The following is a 17,014-nucleotide window of genomic DNA, read 5'->3' as shown; positions in this document are numbered from 1 at the left end:
GCTACCTAGATATGGCCGGTAAAACTGGAGAATCGACTCGAGCTCGGAAAACGTACGTTCCGTGGGAGAGCCTGCCCGCGAGCCGAGAGACGATCGTCGGGATCGGGACCGTTCTCCCCGTCGTCGCACTGTACGTACTCATCGCGGTGGTCCCAATCGCCTTCGCGTTCTGGGCATCGTTACACGATATCCACACACTCAACCCCGAATGGGAGTGGGTCGGTCTCGAGAACTACTCCGAGGTCATGGAGATCGCCACGTTCTGGGGCTCGCTGTGGCGGGGGGTCGTCTACATGGTCGGCAGTACCCTCATTCAGCTCGCTGTCGGTCTCTGGATGGCGATCGTGCTCAACCGCATCACCCGCGGTCAGAAGCTCCTCACCGCGGTGGTCTTCACGGCGTATCTGATCCCGACAATCATCGTCTCACTGGTGGCACTCCGGGTGTTCGATCCGGCCGGGGGCGTGTTTCAGGCGCTCGGTGCCGAGCAGTTTGGCCTATGGGGTGCCACCGAAGCCCCACTGGGGTCACGAGAGTGGGCCATGCCGCTGTTGATCCTCATCGGCAGCTGGAAGTTCTCCGTCTTCATCACCATCTTCACGCTCGCACAACTGCGTGCGATACCCGACCGGTTCTACGAGGCGGCGAAGGTGTGTGGCGCCAACCGGTGGCAGATGTTCCGTGACATCACGTTACCCCGTCTCACGGGAATCATTCTGGTCGTCGTCCTACTCCGGTCCATCTTTATGTTCAATAAGTTCGACATCATCTGGCAGCTCACGCAGGGTGGGCCTGGTGACGCCACGACCACGCTTCCCGTGCTGGCCTACAAAACCGTCTACACCGATCAGGCCTACGGGTTCGCCAACGCGATCGCTGTCGTCATGTTCCTCTTCTTGCTGGTGGCTGCAATCGCCTACTTCACGCTCTTCAATCCGAGCGAGGAGGTGGAGACGACCACATGAGCCGGAACGAACCACCGGGAGGCGTGTTTGGTCTCTCCTACGACGACGAAAGCCGGGTGTTTGAGGCGCTGAAGCTCCTCAGCACGGTGATAATCGTTGTCGTCGGCGTCTGGCCGATCTACTGGATGGCCCAGCTCGCCGTCACCGAGTACGAAACCGTCGAGGACGCCGTCACGGTCGTTCCCACGCCCGAGACATTCACGCTCGATAACTTCTCAGTCTTAGCGAACCCGGAGATGTACACCTACATGTTCAACACGGTCGTGGTAGCCATCGGCACCATCGTGACGGTCGTCGTCGTCTCGCTGATCGCCGGGTACGGTCTTGCGCGGTTGTCTTTCCCCCAAAAGGAGAACTTCGCGCGGATCCTCCTAATCGGGTATCTCTTCAGCCCCATCGTCATCGGGATCCCGCTCTACCAGATCTGGCAGTCCATCGGACTGCTGGGCACCCGTATCGGGCTCATCATTGCACTATCGGCCCTCTCGATGCCCTTCACGGTGTGGCTGATGTGGAAGTACATCATGACGATTCCGGAGGCTCACGAGGAGGCCGCGTGGGTGGACGGCGCCTCGCGCTGGCGGGGCTTTCGCGACGTCGTCGTTCCGCAGTGTCGACCGGCGATCATCGCCGCGGCACTGTTCGCCTTCGCACTCGCTTGGAACGACTTCACGTTCGCACAGATACTCCTCCCGTCGACCGAAACCACAACGTTCGCCCCCGGCGTGCTCCGGGCAATGAGCCAAGCACAGTTCCTGCCGGACGCACACCTGATGGCGATCTCGCTGGTCATGACGCTGCCACCACTGCTTTTCGCCTATTTCATGCAGAGCTACCTACTCAAGGGGTTTCAGGTCAGAGCCCTCTGAGAGTCGATCGAACGATAGCTTACACCAAACACAACATCCATGCCGGACATCACGATCGAGAACCTGACGAAAGTGTACGAGGAATCGGGCGACGAAATCGTCGCAGTGAATGACGTAACCCTGACAATCGCCAACGGCGAGTTCGTGACGCTAGTGGGTCCTTCGGGCTGTGGCAAGACCACGACGCTCAGGTGCGTCGCGGGGCTGAACACACCGACGAGCGGCACGATCCGATTTGGCGACCGAGACGTGACGGAGACGCCCGTTCAGGAGCGCAACATTGCGTTGCTCTTCCAGGACATCGCGTTGTACCCACACATGAGCGTTCAGGAGAACATTGCCTACGGCCTCAAGATCGCCGGGTTCTCCCGGCAAGAGCGCATCGCTCGCGTCGAGGAGGCCGCAGGGCTACTCCAAATCACCGACCAGCTCGAGAAGATGCCCTCGGAACTGTCCGGCGGTCAGCAACAGCGCGTCGCGCTCGGTCGGTCGCTCGTGCGCGACCCTGAGGTCTTCCTGTTCGACGAACCCATGTCGGACCTCGACGCCAAGCTCAAGGCTGAGCTGCGGCCGGTCATCGAGAAGGTGACCGACGAGATCGGCTGTCCGACGCTGTATGTGACCCACGACCAGGAGGAGGCGATGACGATGTCCGACCGCGTTGCGGTCATCAACGACGGCGAACTAGAACAGGTCGCCCCGCCAAAAGAGATCTACGACGAGCCGGACTCGGAGTTCGTCAGCCGGTTCATCGGCCAGCCGTCGACGCAGTTTTTCGACGGGCGGATCAGGGCCGTCAACGGAACAGGGGAGCTGGTGGTCGGTGACTACGAGTACGAGGTCGACGGTCTCGGAGGGTGGAACGGAGACGAGGTCCGCGTCGGTCTCCGGCCTCAGCACATCACCGTCAACAACGACACCGATGCTGGCATCCCGGCGACGCACCTGCTAGACGAACCCCTCGGCGATGCGACGCACAGCTTCTTCGAAACAGAGTTCGGAGAAGTGATCGTTGTCACCGGTCCGGACTTCGAGGGCGACGGCAAGGAGTACGGGCTCGTCTTCCAGTCCGATTCGATCTGTCTGTTCGACACCGACTCCGGCGTCCGGATCGCTTGAGTCCGCGCTGATCCGTCAGTTCTTGCGCGTCTCCGCCGCCCGACTGGCTGCACTCGTGTCTAGGTCGGCCGCGACCGCCCCATTGGGATCCGTCGGAGCCACTGAGCGAACGACGATCGTCCCGGCGGCAAGATCGCCGACGCGACGGCCGTCTGTCACAAGGGGCGATAGGAAGCCGATCACGAGCGGCGGGATGCCGAGCAGATCGACGTACAAAAAGAGGTTCCGGATGGCGCTCGCGCGGTAGGTACACGGGCGGCCATCGGCCGTGACGACCAGCAGATCGCGATTAACTTTCCCTGGCGTTCGGCCGTAGCGCCACTCAAAGAGGAAGGAGTAGGTGGCGTAAATCGGCAGGAGCGCAAGTAATGACAAGACGACGATGTATTCCCCGAGCGCCTCGTAGGGACCGATGAACGCCACGCTGAAAGCGTAGATGAACGGAAATTCGATCAGAACGTAGCAGACGAACAGGTCGATCATCGCCGCACCGCCCCGGGCGAGCAAAACACCGCGGTCGTCCGCAGTCTCCAGTGCTGGCACCGGTTGCCGCCCGGTCGGCAAAAATCCGTCTAGCGTCCAGTCGATCACGGTGACACATTCACCGGGATAGACGAAATACCTTCCCCTCGGTCGCGGAATCGGCCGCCATCACTCCGTGCCCACGTCCGATCGCAGCGTCACGAGGAAGTAGAGCAACAAGAGGAGGGTGATCCCGGCAAACACCTGTGTGTCGATCGATCGTCCTCCGTCCACGCGGAACAGCAGGACGCTGGTGACCGCCAGCACGGCGATGGCGCCCGCGGTTCGCCACCGTTCTCGAACGGTCTCGACGGTCACGGACATCGTGGACTGCTCCACCGAGTCCAAGGCCTCGTGAATATCTTCCAAGCCGACTCCCTCCGAATTCCGCTGTGGCGTATTTCCGCTTATACGTACCGATTATTCCCGTCTAGGTTCAAATAGCTACGGATGGCCCAAACTCGTCCCAGCAACACGAACGCGATTAGGGGCGGTCAACGATTTCCGATCGAATCCGATCGTTCTGAACGGATCCAGTCGCTTAGCCGTCGAACTCGTCGATCCACAGCTCCTCGTCGAACTGGGGCGTGTTCGGGATCTCGACCTCCTCGACAGCATCGAAGGCGTCGCGAGCGATCGATCGGCGGTGGACTTCGTCGGCACCGTCAACGATTCGAAACGCCCGGACGTGCTCGTAGAAATGCGCCAACGGGAGATCCTTCCCGATGCCAGCCCCACCACAACACTGGACAGCGAGATCGATGACATCGTTGGTGACGTTCGCGGTGAACAGCTTCGCCATTGCGACCTCGATGCGAGCCTCGCTGTGGTCGAGTTCGCGGGCCGCGTGGCGGACCATCGTTCGCGCGGCGTGGAGCCGCGTTTCCGCGTCAGCGATCCGGTGGCGCAACGCCTGCTTATCAGCGAGTGCGGAGCCAAACGCCTTGCGTTCGGTGAGATACGCCTTGGCGATGTCGAGCGCGCGTTCTGCCATCCCCGAATAGCGCATACAGTGAGTGAGCCGTCCGCCACCCAAGCGCATCTGGGCGATCTGGAATCCTTGATTTTCAGCCCCAAGCGTGTTTTCGAGTGGGACGCGGACGTTCTCGTATTTGATCTCCGCGTGACCGACCGACTGCTCGGTGATGCTGTGATCCCCGAGGTGCGGAATGTCGCGGACGACGGTCACGCCATCAGTGTCCGCCGGCACGAGAATGATCGACGTGCCTTCGTAGGGATGGGCGTCGGGATCGGTTCGGGCCATCACCAGCAGAATGTCGGCGTTCATGCCCCCAGTGGTCCACCACTTGTGACCGTTGAGCACCCACTCGTCGCCGTCTTTCCGGGCAGTGGTTTTGAGCATCTTTGGATCCGATCCCCCGCCCTGCATCGGCTCAGTCATCGAAAAGCCCGAAGAGATCTCACCGCTTACGAGCGGACGAAGCCACTTCTCTTTCTGTTCAGGGGTGCCAACCATTTCGAGCGTGTGCATGTTCCCTTCGTCCGGTGCGTTCGCCCGGATCGACCGCGCCCCGATCAGCGAGCGGCCGACCTGCTCGAATGAGGGCAGCATCTCCTGAAAGTCGAGTCCCTGACCGCCGTATTCCGTTGGCACCTGAGGCGCGAACAGATCGCGTTCTTTAGCCTGTTCCCAAAGCGATTCCATCTCCTCAGTGGTGATGGGTTCACCAGTTGCCAGCGCTTCCCGCTCACGGGGAAGCACGACTTCGTCCATGAACGTTCCCACCCGATTTGCCACGTCTTTCGCCGTCTCGGAGTCGTGATACTCCATGTGAGCTACTTCGTACACACCACCGTAAAACCACCCGACACGGGAAACACGCCGCGAAACGTTCATTGGTCGGCTCACACGCTCAGGTTGGGAACAGCTAAGTTCCCACCCGTGTACCGTCCATCCATGGCACAAGCAGTTGCAGTCATCGGTGGGGGCATCATGGGCAGTGGAATCGCGCAAATGCTCGCGCGTCACGGCTATGAAGTCCGCGTCCGTGAAGTCTCCGAAGAACTAGTCGAGAACGCGCGTGAGCGGTTGGTATCGGGCAGTTTTGGACTTGATGACGCCGTCGATGGCGGCCACCTCACACCGGAGGAACGCGACGCAACGCTCGACCGGCTCACGTTCACAACTGATCTCGACGCCGCAACGCAGGGAACGGAGTTCGTCATCGAAGCCGTCACAGAGGAGTTAGCGATCAAGGGGAAGGTGTTCCGGGAACTGGACGCCGTGACGGACGATCAGCCGCTGTACTCGAACACCAGCGGTTTCTCAGTGACGGCGATCGCAAACGCCGTTTCCGATCCGTCACGGGTCGCAGTGACGCACTTTTTCAATCCCGTTCCAGTGATGTCGCTCGTCGAGATCGTTCGCGCGCCCGAGACCGACGACGCGGTTGTCGAACGCGCACAGGAACTGGCCGACGAACTCGACAAGACCGCCGTCGTCATCAACGACGATCCGGGATCGTACGGCTTCATTGCCAACCGGTGTTACGGCGCGATGCGACGGGAGGCCCAGCGGATCGTCGACGACGGGATCGCTACGAAAGAACAGGTCGATACGGCGCTCGAAGAAGGGTACAACCTCCCGGTCGGTCCGTTTTCGCTGCGCGGGATCGGTGAGGAGTGGGACTGACGGTTCAGCGACCCTCGAACTCCGGCTCCCGGTCTTCACTGAACGCCGCCGCGCCCTCAGCGAAGTCATCAGTCGTGAGCAGTTCGTTGAACAGCCGCCGGTCGTACTGTCGACCCTCAGACCGTCCCGCATCGACGGCCATCCGCGCGGATTTCTTGATCGCGCGGATCGCAAGCGGTGCCTGACCGGCCAGTTGCGTCACGAAGGACTCGACTTCGCTCTCGAACTGATCTGTAGAATACACGTGGTTCACGAGACCCTCCTCGGCGGCCCACTCCGCCGAAACGTGCTCACCGCGCATTGCCAACTCCATTGCGGTAGCTGGTCCACACAGCTTCGTAACGAACTGGACGCCGCCAGCACCGGGCAACAGCCCGAGATTCACTTCGGGAAAACCGAATTCGCTGTCCGCACTCGCCAGCCGGAGGTCACACGCCAACGCGAGTTCGAAACCACCACCCAGACAGTAGCCGTCGATCTTTGCGACGACCGGCACCGGAAACTCCGAAACGAACGTGTGGACGGGCCGCTCGGAACGTTCGACCGACGACTCACTCGAAAAGCCACCGATGTCCGCTCCCGCACAGAACGCTTTGTCGCCCACACCTTCGATCACAGCGACGCGAAGCTCCTCCTCTTCGAGGCGTTGCAGGCCGGTAACAACATCCTGTGAAAGCTGATCGTTCAGTGCATTCAGCGATTCTGGGCGGTTCAGCGCGATCGTCCCGACGCCACTCGTTTCATCGAACTCGATCAGAACGGTCTCCAAGTCGTCCATGCGCTATCGTTGCGTTCGACCCACAAAATACGCCCGCTCTCCGTCCAGTCACGTCGCTCCCGTACTGGACCCGGTTGGCAGGATTGAAGCGACGAGCTCGGCCTCGATTCGACGGAGATGCTGTCCGACAGTGCTCGCACAACAGTCGAGCTCCGCAGCGAGATCCTCGTGTGTGGTTTCTCGTGGAACCCGATAGTAGCCGGTTCGGACCGCCGTTCGTAACACTTCCTGCTGACGATCTGTAAGCTGGGCGAACCACCGTGGCGTACTCGGGTGGTACGGATGGACGTGCTCAATGTAGACGGACGATAATTTTCGCGTCTCTCGGATGCGACTGTTGAGTTCCGTCCGTGGTCCGACTTCCACGATTTCGACGCTAGCGGGATCCTGCCGAACGTACCGGATCGGGAACCGGACTGAAACACCGAACGAGCGTTGCACTGAGAGTAGTTGCGTGAGTGTCTCGTCCGGATAGAACCGGATCTGAATCACAACCGGATCAGCGTCCCGAGCGACGGCGTAGTCGACGACCTTCTCGGGCGCGTTCTCCAAACACCGCCGAAGCGCATCAACCGAACCGTCGATCTCATACACGATCACGACCGACCCGTCCGCGACGAATTCCATCGATCGGATCGATTCGAGTCGCACTCCCGTCTCCCAAATGATCGTTTCTGCCCTGTCGAAATACCCCTGATTTGGGGTCATAACGTACGAAACCTCCCACATAGTTGTTCTCCAACGACGTTTGTGCTGATCCGAACCGCCGTGCGATCGGATCGATCTGTCGTTATGGTTCTAAATTAATAACTTCATGGGTGTGGTAACCACAGTCTTGGGTGTATCACTCCGCACTTAAAATTGCACTCATAGGCGTAAGAAATTTTTATTATAATAATTCCGATTTCTCATTCGTCCCATGCGAGACAACACACGTGGACAAGAGGAGAACAGTGAGACGATCGCCGTCGACAGACGGACTGTCCTCAAGGGAGTCGGGACCGCGGCACTCGCCGGGCCAATGGCTACCATTGGCGTCGCGTCCGCTCAAATCGTCGAAGTCATCGAGGTCGAGGAAACGCTCTTCGGCGGCTTCGAAGCCGACGGATCGCTGCCGGTCGTTGATGAGTTATTCGTGTTCGTTCACGGCTGGTTCGGTGACACGACAGTCAGGAGTCAGGCGAGCGACGTGTTGGGATCCGTCGAAGCGGGCGGCTACACGCCGGACGCAGCGATCGCCATCGAGTGGCCCGCGACCAACTTCTGGTACCTCGACGCCGAAGGCGACACGGAAGCCGTCGGAGCGGAGGTCGCCCGACTCATCGAGGAATTCAGTGACAGCGGTGGTGGCAACGTCCGGCTAACCGGACACTCGTTGGGTGGCCGGATCGTCTACTGGACGGCCACGTCGATCGGGTCCGGCTACACGATCGACACCATCGGTGGCATGGGTGCTGCTGCGGACGGATCGACCGTCTGTCTGGGCGGACAGTGGCACTCAGGGATCGCAGACAACGCGGGAACAGTCCGAAACTACCACTCCCAGAACGATACGACCGTCGGTTCAGCGTACGGCGGTATCGGTGACACGGCGCTTGGAACGGAAGGAGCACCGTGTGGCGGGGCATCGAACTACACGGATGTCGACGTTACCGCGTCGGTTGGTGGCCACCTAGAATACCTCGGTGATTCACAGGTCGGCAGCGACCTCGCTACCGTCATCCTGAACGACTAACCGGTCCACCAGCGATCCTCCGTCCTCCGAGACGACGCCACAACCGGAACGGATGGCCGCTACCGTCGGAAGCTATGTGTGAGCGCCCTGAATCGGGAGCGTAATGGATATCACGATCGACCTGATCGACCGTGGACATATTAGAACCGATCTGAACCACATCATCGAAGGAATGACGGTGGGGACCGCTGAGAATCCCGATCCCGAGACGATGATGGGCGAAGGCCCGGTGTACAACCTCGTTATCGACCATCCCGAGGCGACCATCCTCTGGGACACCGGGTCGCACCCAGCAGCGGGAGACGGACACTGGCCCGCACAGCTGTACGCGGCGTTCGAGCATTACGACGCCCATGAACACGTCCTCAGTGACGATCTCGCAGCGGCGGGCTACGCGGTCGATGAGATCGACGCCGTGATTCAATCCCACCTGCATCTGGACCACGCCGGTGGCTTGCACAACTTCGCGGGCACCGACGTGCCGATCTACGTTCACGAAACCGAGCTCAAACACGCCTACTACAGCGCAAACACTGATCGTGGCAGCGACGCCTACGTCGCAGCGGATTTCGACCACGATCTGAACTGGAAGATCATCCACCGGGAGAGCGAGACCCACTTTTCGGGGATCGAATTCCTACACCTCCCCGGACACACACCGGGACTGCTCGGACTCCAGATCGAACTGGAAGACGAGACGCTGCTCATTGCGGGAGACGTAGCGTACATGCGCCAGAACTACGACGAGGAGCTACCACTCGGTGCCGGCCTGCTCTGGGACAAACGGGCGTGGTTCGAGAGCCTTCGCTGGCTCAAAGACCGTGAACGGCGACACGACGCGCTGGTGGTGTGTGGACACGACGCTGGCGACGCCGAGCGACTCCGGACGCTGTGATCAGAGGATCGAATCGGAGATGATGTTCTTCTGAATCTCGCTCGTCCCTTCGTAGATCTTCGTGATCCGGGCATCGCGGTAGAACCGTTCGACAGGATGATCGGTTACGTAGCCAGCCCCGCCGTGAACCTGAATCGCTTCGTCCGCGACATCGACCGCGTGCTCGCTCGCGAACAACTTTGCCATGCTGGCGTACTTCGTGGCTTCCTGCTTTTCGCCGTCCATGACGTGGCTCGCAGCGCGGTAGGTGAGCGATCGGGCGGCTTCGACGTTCGTCGCCATCTCCGCGATCTTGTGCGAGATGGCCTGATACTCTTTGATCGGCTGACCGCCCTGCTCGCGTTCGTTCGCGTAGGCCACCGCTTCATCGAGCGCGGCCTGGGCAGCACCCAGCGCTTGAGCAGCCACGTTCGTCCGCCCGCCGGCAAAGAAGTCCATCAGCTGGTAGAACCCTTCGTTGACCGCTCCGATAACGTTGTCTGTCGGTACTCGAACGTCGGTGAGTGTGATCTCAGCGAGATCCGACGCTCGAATACCGAGTTTGTTGTCGATCTTTGTCGCCTCGAAGCCGTCGGTGTCGGTTGGCACGAGAAACGCCGTGATTCCGCGGTGTCCGGCACCGGGATCGGTTTTCGCCATCACGACCGCGACATCAGCAACAGTACCGTTAGTGATCCACATCTTGTTACCGTCGATCACCCATTCGTCGCCGTCGTTCTCGGCGCGCGTCTCGATCCCGGCGACGTTCGAACCGTGCGCTGGTTCTGAGATGCACGAGCAACTAGCGGACTCACCGGAGGCGATCTTCTCTAGCCACTCCGATTTCATCGCCGCGTCGCCGTAGGCCCGAATCATGCTGCTCCCGAACCCTCGTGAGCCGATAGCGCTCCCGATGCCGGGGTCAGCGCGCCACAGTTCCTCCGTGACGAGCACAGAGCTGAGCAGATCCATCCCTGCACCGCCGTACTCCTCCGGGATAGTTGGTGCGATCAGATCGTACTGTGCTGCTTGTTCAACGAGATCGTACGGATAGCTCCCCGATTCGTCGTGGTCTCTCGCTACCGGTCGGATCTCGTTTTCACCGAATTCTCGGACGACAGCACGGACTGCCTGCTGCTCGTCGGACAGATCGAACGCCATATCTCCGTGTCAGCGTCCGGCCTGAAGTATCTTCTCCAACAACGCGCTGTTCGCTACAAACGGTGCTGCGTCGCTACTGATCGGTGCCGTCGCGCAGTTCGAACTTCTGTACCTTTCCGGTGGTGGTGCGCGGTAGTTCCTCGACGAACTCGACCGTCCGGGGATGTTTATACTCCGCGAGATTGTCGAGACAGTACTGTTTGATCTCTTCTGGCGTCACGTCTCCGGCCGGAACGACGAAGGCCCCAACGGTCTCACCCCGGCGTTCGTCAGGGATACCGAGCACGGCGGCGTCTGCGACCGCAGGATGTTCAAAGAGGAGTTCTTCGACCTCTCGGGGATACACGTTGTAGCCGGCCGTGTTGATCATGTGCTTCTCCCGATCCACGACGTAGAAAAATCCGTCTTCGTCGTAGTATCCGATGTCACCCGTGTGGAACCACCGCTTCCCATCGCGTTCGGTGAACACTCCTTCGTTGGCCGCCGGCAAGTCGGCGTACCCGTTCATGACGTTCGGTCCGTGGACGAGAAGTTCTCCCGTCACGGAATCGAGGTCAGCGTCGTCCGCAACCGGACCGCGTTCGACGGGCGGCAGTTCCTCACCCGCGCCGTCAACGATTTTCGCCTCCACACCGTCGAGCGGTCGGCCGATACTGCCGGGGCGTCTGCTACCGGGTTGGTTCGCGTGCGTGACGGGACTCGTTTCAGTGAGACCGTACCCCTCGTACAGTTCGGCGTCGTACAGTTCCTCAAACTGCTCCAACACCTCGATCGGAAGGCTGCTCCCACCGGAGTTAACGAAGCGCAGCGAAGACAGATCAGCTTCGGTGGCGTTCTCCTGATTGATGAGGTCGTTGAACATCGCCGGTACGCCGTGCATCACCGTTAGTTGCTGGCGCTCGATCAGCGACAACGCCCGTTGTGCGTCCCACTCAGGGAGCGGGTAATACGATCCGCCCTCGAACAGCGTCGAGAGCATCGTGACCGTCATCCCGTAGATGTGAAACAGCGGTAGCGCCCCGAGGAACCGATCGTCAGAACGAACGCCGCCATCCATCAGCTTCGAAACCGCCCGTGCGTCCCACGCGAGGTTTCGGTGGGTGAGCAATACGCCCTTGGGTGTGCCAGTCGTCCCGCTCGTGTACGGCTGGACTGCGACATCGTCATCGGCCCGCTCGATGGGAGCCGAAACGTCGTCCGCCGAATCGAGGAACGCAGCAAACGGCTCTCCTGCGTCGTTGCCGCCGACGCTTACAACGTGTTCAACGTCCGTCTCGGCTTTCACTTGGTCGACGTACGGCACAAGATCAGCGAGCGTGAGGACAACCTGTGCCTCGCTGTCAGCCAGCAAGTGCTCGATCTCGCGGGCCTTGTACTGGGGATTCATCGGTACGACGACGCCGCCAGCGTGCAGCGTCCCGAAAAAGCCGACGACGTACTGCGGAAGGTTCGGTAGGTAGATCGCAACCCGATCGCCCGGTTCGATGTCTCGCGCCCTGAGCGCACCCGCGAACTGACGAACCTGCGACCAGAACGCCCGATAGCTGATGGCCTGGTTCTGATACCAGAGCGCCGTCTCCTCGGCGTGGGCGTCGACTGTAGAAATCACGTCACTGACCAAGTTTGTCACGGTTGATCACAGTTATCATGAACTGTGGGTTCTCAAAAACCTTTGCCTATCGATGAGCACCGCGGGGGCGAACAGACGGGAAGATCGTCGCTGACCGCCAGTGTGTTCTACAATATCGAACAAGCTTATACTGAGTTGGAACAAAAGAACAAATATGAGCACCGACGACACACCGAAAACGCTCACATCAATCGAAAAGACGCTTTCGATCATCGAAGCGCTGTGGAAGCTGGACGGCGCAGGCGTTACCGAACTGGCCGATCATCTCGATATGTCGAAAAGCACTGCGCACGCGCATTTGGCGACGTTGGCGCGAAACGGGTTCGTCGTCTCTGGGGATGATCAGTACGAACTCGGCCTTCGGTTCGTGAACTTCGGTGAATACGTTAAACGGTCACAGTCGCTGTACACGGTGACGCAGCCTGTCGTCGAGGAAGTAGCGGAAAAAACCGGTGAACGAGTGTTCTGCATGGTTGAACAGCACGGACTTGCGACGGCGCTCTGTGTCGCTGCGGGCGACCGATCGGTACAGACGGACATCAGGGTCGGAACGCACTCCTACATGCACTGTTCGTCATCCGGGAAGGCGATTCTCGCTCACTTACCCCACCCTCGCGTCGAGGAGATCCTCGATCGGTGGGGACTCAAACAGTTTACCGAGAACACGATCACGGACCGAGAGCGACTGTACGACGAACTCCGTGCGGGTCGTGATCGAGGATACTTCTTCAATCGAGAGGAGTATCGAACAGGTGTTACAGCAATCGGGGTTCCGATCGTAGACGACGGCGACGTTCGCGGCGCGGTCTCGCTTTCAGGCCCAGCGATGCGCCTAGAAGGTGACTGGCACCAGCGGGATCTCCCGAGTCGACTCCTGTCAGCCGCCAACGCGATCGAAGTCGATCTATCGTTTAACAGGTAGATAGCCATCGATATCAGCTACGTACTGTTACAGCAGTGTCCGCCCCAGTCGAAACACCGACCGCCCGGCGTTCACCATACACCAGAACGGAACCACCGGCGAAATACGGTTACAGCACCGACGCCGACGTTTTATCAGAGTAGATGATTTAAGTGAGCGTGCGCTGTATCTCTCTGCGCACGATGACGATTGATGACACGCCGGTGAAAGCCGAGGCACTAGATCCGGAGATCAAGACGGTCTTGGACGTGATGGACGAACAAGATGTGCCACCACTTCCGGCACTCACACCGCAGGCGGCTCGGGAACAGTTTGAAGCGATGAACGAGTTCACCGAGAGCGAATCAGTCCATTACACGCAGGACATCGAGATCGAAGGACCGGACGAACCGATTACGATCCGGCTGTACAAACCGACTCCGGCGGACGATCTCCCAGTTCTTCTCTTTTTACACGGTGGCGGGTTCGTGTTGGGTGATCTCGACAGCCACGACAACGTCTGCACCGCACTCGCCAACCGAGCGGAGGCGCTCGTTCTCAGCGTCGACTACCGGCTTGCTCCCGAACACCCGTTTCCGGCGGCTGTAAAGGACAGTTACGCGGCACTGGAGTGGGCAGAACGCTACGCCGACGATCTGGGTGGCGATCCCGAACGGCTCGCGGTCGGCGGCGACAGCGCTGGGGGCAATCTGACGGCCAGCCTCACGCTGTTGGCAAACGACCGTGATGGACCGGAGATCGACCGGCAGCTCCTGATCTATCCTGCTGTCGGAACGACCTCTGTCATCTCTCAGCCGGCGAGCTACGAGGAGAACGCCGAAGGGTATTTCCTCGAAGCTGATGAAATGGAGTGGTTCCAGCGGAACTACGTGCAAGATCCAATTCACGCCCGCAACGAGTACGCGGCCCCGCTGTTGGCGCGAGATCTGTCCGGCCTGCCACCAGCGTCGGTCGTCACCGCCGGGTTCGATCCCCTGCGTGACGACGGAATCGAGTACGCTCGCCGGCTGGCAGCGGACGGTGTCGACGTGACTCACCGCAACTACGAAACAATGATTCACGGCTTTCTCAGCATGACTGGCGTCGCTTCTAACGCCGAGGCGTGTCTTGAGGAGTTGGCCAGTGATCTCACGGACACGTTCGACAACTGATCAGAAGGGATACGATATCTCCGCTGTTGTCCGCCATCCCCGCACCTGTAGTATGAACGATTGGGTTCTCCGGATATACCACCAATCATTTGAAAGTATTTACTCAATCAGAATGAATGTCACTTCTAATGGCCAGTCGAAAAAGTTCAGAGATGTGGTCTAGATACACCCATATAGAATCTACACAGTTAAACGGTCATGTGAAATATAGATAATAATGATACAGAGTGGTAAAAATGAGAACTCCAAAAAGAGCAGTGCACAGAATACGGGAATCTATTTCTAATTCCTCTACACCTCGGCGTTGATCTACTCGGTTCACCGACCAGCTACTGGCTAATCACTGTACAGCGGGGAAATTCCTTTCGCCACGCTCAGCGGACGACAGCTATTAGGTACTGCGGTGCAGTGGTCCGAAACGAATGTCAGAGATACAAGCAGTTGTGATCGGCGGGAACCGCTTTCCGTTCCATCAGCTCGAACGGATCGGCCCATCGCTTCGCCGGGCGATCAACGCAGACGGGATCAGTGTTGAGCTGACGACCGACCGCGATGAGTTGTGTGATCCAACCGATTACGACGTTTTGATCGACTACACGACCGACAGCACGTTTACCGACGACCAACGTTCCGGACTGCTTTCGTTCGTCGAAAACGGTGGGGGGTACGTTGGGATCCACTGCGCCGCCGATCTCACGACCGTGGCCGACGGGACGCGCGAGGAGCCGTTCCCCGATCTCCGGGCGTTACTCGGCGGGCACTTTCTAACCCACCCTGAGCAAGGGACGTTCGACGTGAACATCGTCGACAGCCATCATCCGGTGTCGGCCGGACTCAGTGGGTTTACTGTTTGGGACGAGCCGTACGTCGTCGCTCATGATGACGTGCGGGTGCTGGCTCGGATGGACCACCCCGAAAACGGAGACATGCCGGTCGCGTGGGTAAAACCGTACGGAGACGGACGGGTGTTCTACTGTTCACTCGGACACGGACAGCCTGCGTTCGCCACCGACGGCGTCCGATCGCTGCTCGTCCGAGGGATCCGTTGGGCCGGGAGCAAGTAAGGGCCACCTACAGTTCTCAGGTGACTTCCCAACAGAGCTGCGCATCACGCTTCTCACCAGCGTTCATGACTATAAATTGATAACACCAGACGCATGCCGGGTGCCAACAGCTATATCTCTCTGCATTCCAATCACATGTGTATGCACGAGCTCGGGCTTCAGAATGGAGCGTCAGCCTCGGCGTCGGAGTTGAAAATCGGCTACGTTGGTGGAGGAAGTCAAGGATGGGCGCACACCCTCATCAATGATCTGGGGCAATGTTCGGACCTCAGCGGAGAGGTCGCCCTGTACGATGTCGACTACGAAGCGGCCACACGAAACGCCGAATTCGGGAACCGCGTGATGGAACGGGCGGACGCGGTCGGTGAATGGCGATTCGAGGCGTATCAAGAGATGGACGCCACGCTGTCGGCTGCGGATTTCGTCGTCTGCTCGATTCAGGACCCACCCGACGAGACGTTCAAACACGATCTCGACGTGCCCCAAGAGTACGGCGTCTATCAGACGGTGGGCGATACGGTCGGTCCCGGTGGCACGATACGGGCGCTGCGAGCCATCCCGCAGTACCGGGAGATCGCTGCCACAGTCCGCGAGGAATGTCCTGACGCGTGGGTAATCAACTACACCAATCCGATGACGGTCTGTACTCGCGCGCTGTACGCGGAGTTTCCCGACATCAACGCTATCGGCCTCTGTCATGAAGTTCACCCGTTTCAGGAACTGTTCGCAGAGATCGCTGAGCGGTACATCAAGACGGCCGAGGATATCGACCGCGAGGAGATTGACGTGACCGTCAAGGGGATCAACCACTTCACGTGGATCGACGCGGCCGACTGGGCCGGTCACGACCTGTACGGTTATCTCGATGCGGAACTCGAACGCCGCAAGCCCCTTCCCGGCTACGAACCCGGCGACATGGCGGATGAATCCTACTGGACTAATCAGTTCCAAATCGCGTTTGATCTGTACGACCGGTTCGGCGTACTCGGTGCGGCGGGCGACCGACACCTCGCGGAGTTCGTCCCGTGGTACCTCTCGATCGATGCGCCCGAAGAGATCCAGCGCTGGGGGATTCGGCTCACGCCCAGTTCTGCCCGCGTCGGCGGGGAGACGCCCGATAAGATGATGGCCGCGCGCGTAGACGAATTCGAGTTCACCGAGTCGGGCGAAGAAGCCATCGAGATCATGCGCGCATTGTTAGGCATCGAACCGTTCAAGACCCACCTCAACTATCCCAATCAAGGACAGATCAGCAACCTTCCGGAGGATATCATCGTCGAAACGAACGCCTTGCTCACTGGAAAAGGCGTTACACCGCTGTGTGCCGGCGATTTGCCCGGCGAGATCCACAGCATGGTCAAGCGCCACGTCACTAATCAGGAGACGCTCATCGAAGCTGGGATCGGGGGTGATCTCGATCTCGCGTTCCAAGCGTTCCTCAACGACCCACTCGTAACCCTCAAGCGGGAACACGCAGAAGAGCTGTTCACTCGGCTTGTGGAGATCGAGCGCGAGTACTTCACCGACTATGATCTCCAGAACGCGACAGTCTTAGAGTGAGCACCGCCACC

17 protein-coding genes are annotated in these 17,014 nt (G+C 59.6%); 10 read left to right on the top strand and 7 right to left on the bottom strand.

Going from position 1 to position 17,014, the window contains the following annotated elements:
• The first annotated feature begins 11 nt into the window (after nucleotides 1–11).
• Genes EIK79_RS11165 through EIK79_RS11155 form a run of 3 tightly spaced genes read left to right on the top strand, consistent with a single transcriptional unit; the run spans nucleotide 12 to nucleotide 2,953 of the window.
• Nucleotides 12–965, top strand: coding sequence for a carbohydrate ABC transporter permease (locus EIK79_RS11165; protein WP_124955206.1), 954 nt, complete (start codon nucleotides 12–14; stop codon nucleotides 963–965).
• Nucleotides 962–1,834 carry a carbohydrate ABC transporter permease gene (locus EIK79_RS11160; RefSeq protein ID WP_124955205.1) on the top strand — a complete coding sequence of 291 codons (873 nt, stop codon included), beginning with the start codon at nucleotides 962–964 and terminating at the stop codon, nucleotides 1,832–1,834. Before EIK79_RS11165 ends, EIK79_RS11160 begins: the two co-directional genes overlap by 4 nt.
• A gap of 39 nt (nucleotides 1,835–1,873) precedes the next feature.
• Nucleotides 1,874–2,953, top strand: coding sequence for an ABC transporter ATP-binding protein (locus EIK79_RS11155; RefSeq protein WP_124955204.1), 1,080 nt, complete (start codon nucleotides 1,874–1,876; stop codon nucleotides 2,951–2,953).
• 15 nt (nucleotides 2,954–2,968) lie between these two features.
• On the opposite strand, the gene EIK79_RS11150 is transcribed toward EIK79_RS11155, so the two are convergent.
• From EIK79_RS11150 to EIK79_RS11140, 3 genes are all read right to left on the bottom strand, one after another.
• Complete coding sequence (locus EIK79_RS11150) at nucleotides 2,969–3,544, bottom strand: RDD family protein (protein ID WP_124955203.1); 576 nt, start codon at nucleotides 3,542–3,544, stop codon at nucleotides 2,969–2,971.
• A gap of 60 nt (nucleotides 3,545–3,604) precedes the next feature.
• The gene (locus tag EIK79_RS11145; RefSeq protein ID WP_221621730.1) at nucleotides 3,605–3,799 is read right to left on the bottom strand and encodes a hypothetical protein; all 195 of its coding nucleotides are present in this window, start codon (nucleotides 3,797–3,799) and stop codon (nucleotides 3,605–3,607) included.
• Between the two features lie 217 nt (nucleotides 3,800–4,016).
• Nucleotides 4,017–5,267 (bottom strand): acyl-CoA dehydrogenase family protein, encoded by a 1,251-nt coding sequence (locus tag EIK79_RS11140; protein ID WP_124955201.1) that lies wholly within the window; start codon nucleotides 5,265–5,267, stop codon nucleotides 4,017–4,019.
• Between the two features lie 126 nt (nucleotides 5,268–5,393).
• On the opposite strand from EIK79_RS11140, the gene EIK79_RS11135 reads away from it, so the two are divergent.
• Nucleotides 5,394–6,128 carry a 3-hydroxyacyl-CoA dehydrogenase family protein gene (locus EIK79_RS11135; RefSeq protein ID WP_124955200.1) on the top strand — a complete coding sequence of 245 codons (735 nt, stop codon included), beginning with the start codon at nucleotides 5,394–5,396 and terminating at the stop codon, nucleotides 6,126–6,128.
• A gap of 4 nt (nucleotides 6,129–6,132) precedes the next feature.
• Here EIK79_RS11135 and EIK79_RS11130 read toward each other — a convergent pair whose 3' ends face one another.
• Together EIK79_RS11130 and EIK79_RS11125 are read right to left on the bottom strand one after the other, a co-directional pair.
• Nucleotides 6,133–6,906, bottom strand: coding sequence for an enoyl-CoA hydratase/isomerase family protein (locus EIK79_RS11130; protein WP_124955199.1), 774 nt, complete (start codon nucleotides 6,904–6,906; stop codon nucleotides 6,133–6,135).
• Nucleotides 6,907–6,954: 48 nt separating this feature from the next.
• Entirely contained in the window at nucleotides 6,955–7,614 is a 660-nt protein-coding gene (locus tag EIK79_RS11125) for a helix-turn-helix domain-containing protein (RefSeq protein WP_185715593.1), read from the bottom strand.
• 211 nt (nucleotides 7,615–7,825) lie between these two features.
• Here EIK79_RS11125 and EIK79_RS11120 point away from each other — a divergent pair, with 211 nt between their 5' ends.
• On the top strand, nucleotides 7,826–8,641 hold the full coding sequence (locus tag EIK79_RS11120; RefSeq protein ID WP_124955197.1) for an alpha/beta hydrolase family protein: 816 nt from the start codon (nucleotides 7,826–7,828) through the stop codon (nucleotides 8,639–8,641).
• 103 nt (nucleotides 8,642–8,744) lie between these two features.
• Nucleotides 8,745–9,536 (top strand): N-acyl homoserine lactonase family protein, encoded by a 792-nt coding sequence (locus EIK79_RS11115; RefSeq protein WP_124955196.1) that lies wholly within the window; start codon nucleotides 8,745–8,747, stop codon nucleotides 9,534–9,536.
• On the opposite strand, the gene EIK79_RS11110 is transcribed toward EIK79_RS11115, so the two are convergent.
• Together EIK79_RS11110 and EIK79_RS11105 are read right to left on the bottom strand one after the other, a co-directional pair.
• Nucleotides 9,537–10,676 (bottom strand): acyl-CoA dehydrogenase family protein, encoded by a 1,140-nt coding sequence (locus tag EIK79_RS11110; RefSeq protein WP_124955195.1) that lies wholly within the window; start codon nucleotides 10,674–10,676, stop codon nucleotides 9,537–9,539.
• 73 nt (nucleotides 10,677–10,749) lie between these two features.
• On the bottom strand, nucleotides 10,750–12,306 hold the full coding sequence (locus tag EIK79_RS11105) for a long-chain-fatty-acid--CoA ligase (RefSeq protein ID WP_124955194.1): 1,557 nt from the start codon (nucleotides 12,304–12,306) through the stop codon (nucleotides 10,750–10,752).
• A gap of 154 nt (nucleotides 12,307–12,460) precedes the next feature.
• Here EIK79_RS11105 and EIK79_RS11100 point away from each other — a divergent pair, with 154 nt between their 5' ends.
• The 4 genes from EIK79_RS11100 to EIK79_RS11085 all read left to right on the top strand — a co-directional run bounded on the left by EIK79_RS11100 (nucleotide 12,461) and on the right by EIK79_RS11085 (nucleotide 17,003).
• Entirely contained in the window at nucleotides 12,461–13,228 is a 768-nt protein-coding gene (locus tag EIK79_RS11100; protein ID WP_124955193.1) for an IclR family transcriptional regulator, read from the top strand.
• Nucleotides 13,229–13,386: 158 nt separating this feature from the next.
• Nucleotides 13,387–14,379 carry an alpha/beta hydrolase gene (locus tag EIK79_RS11095; RefSeq protein ID WP_233738111.1) on the top strand — a complete coding sequence of 331 codons (993 nt, stop codon included), beginning with the start codon at nucleotides 13,387–13,389 and terminating at the stop codon, nucleotides 14,377–14,379.
• Nucleotides 14,380–14,801: 422 nt separating this feature from the next.
• On the top strand, nucleotides 14,802–15,443 hold the full coding sequence (locus EIK79_RS11090) for a ThuA domain-containing protein (RefSeq protein WP_124955191.1): 642 nt from the start codon (nucleotides 14,802–14,804) through the stop codon (nucleotides 15,441–15,443).
• A gap of 141 nt (nucleotides 15,444–15,584) precedes the next feature.
• Nucleotides 15,585–17,003 (top strand): family 4 glycosyl hydrolase, encoded by a 1,419-nt coding sequence (locus EIK79_RS11085; RefSeq protein ID WP_124955190.1) that lies wholly within the window; start codon nucleotides 15,585–15,587, stop codon nucleotides 17,001–17,003.
• Nucleotides 17,004–17,014 lie beyond the last annotated feature (11 nt).

This window comes from Halocatena pleomorpha (assembly GCF_003862495.1).
In the GTDB taxonomy this organism is placed as follows: Archaea; Halobacteriota; Halobacteria; order Halobacteriales; family Haloarculaceae; genus Halocatena; species Halocatena pleomorpha.
Note: the sequence above shows the minus strand (reverse complement) of the source record. Positions and strands in the feature narration are given on the sequence as shown.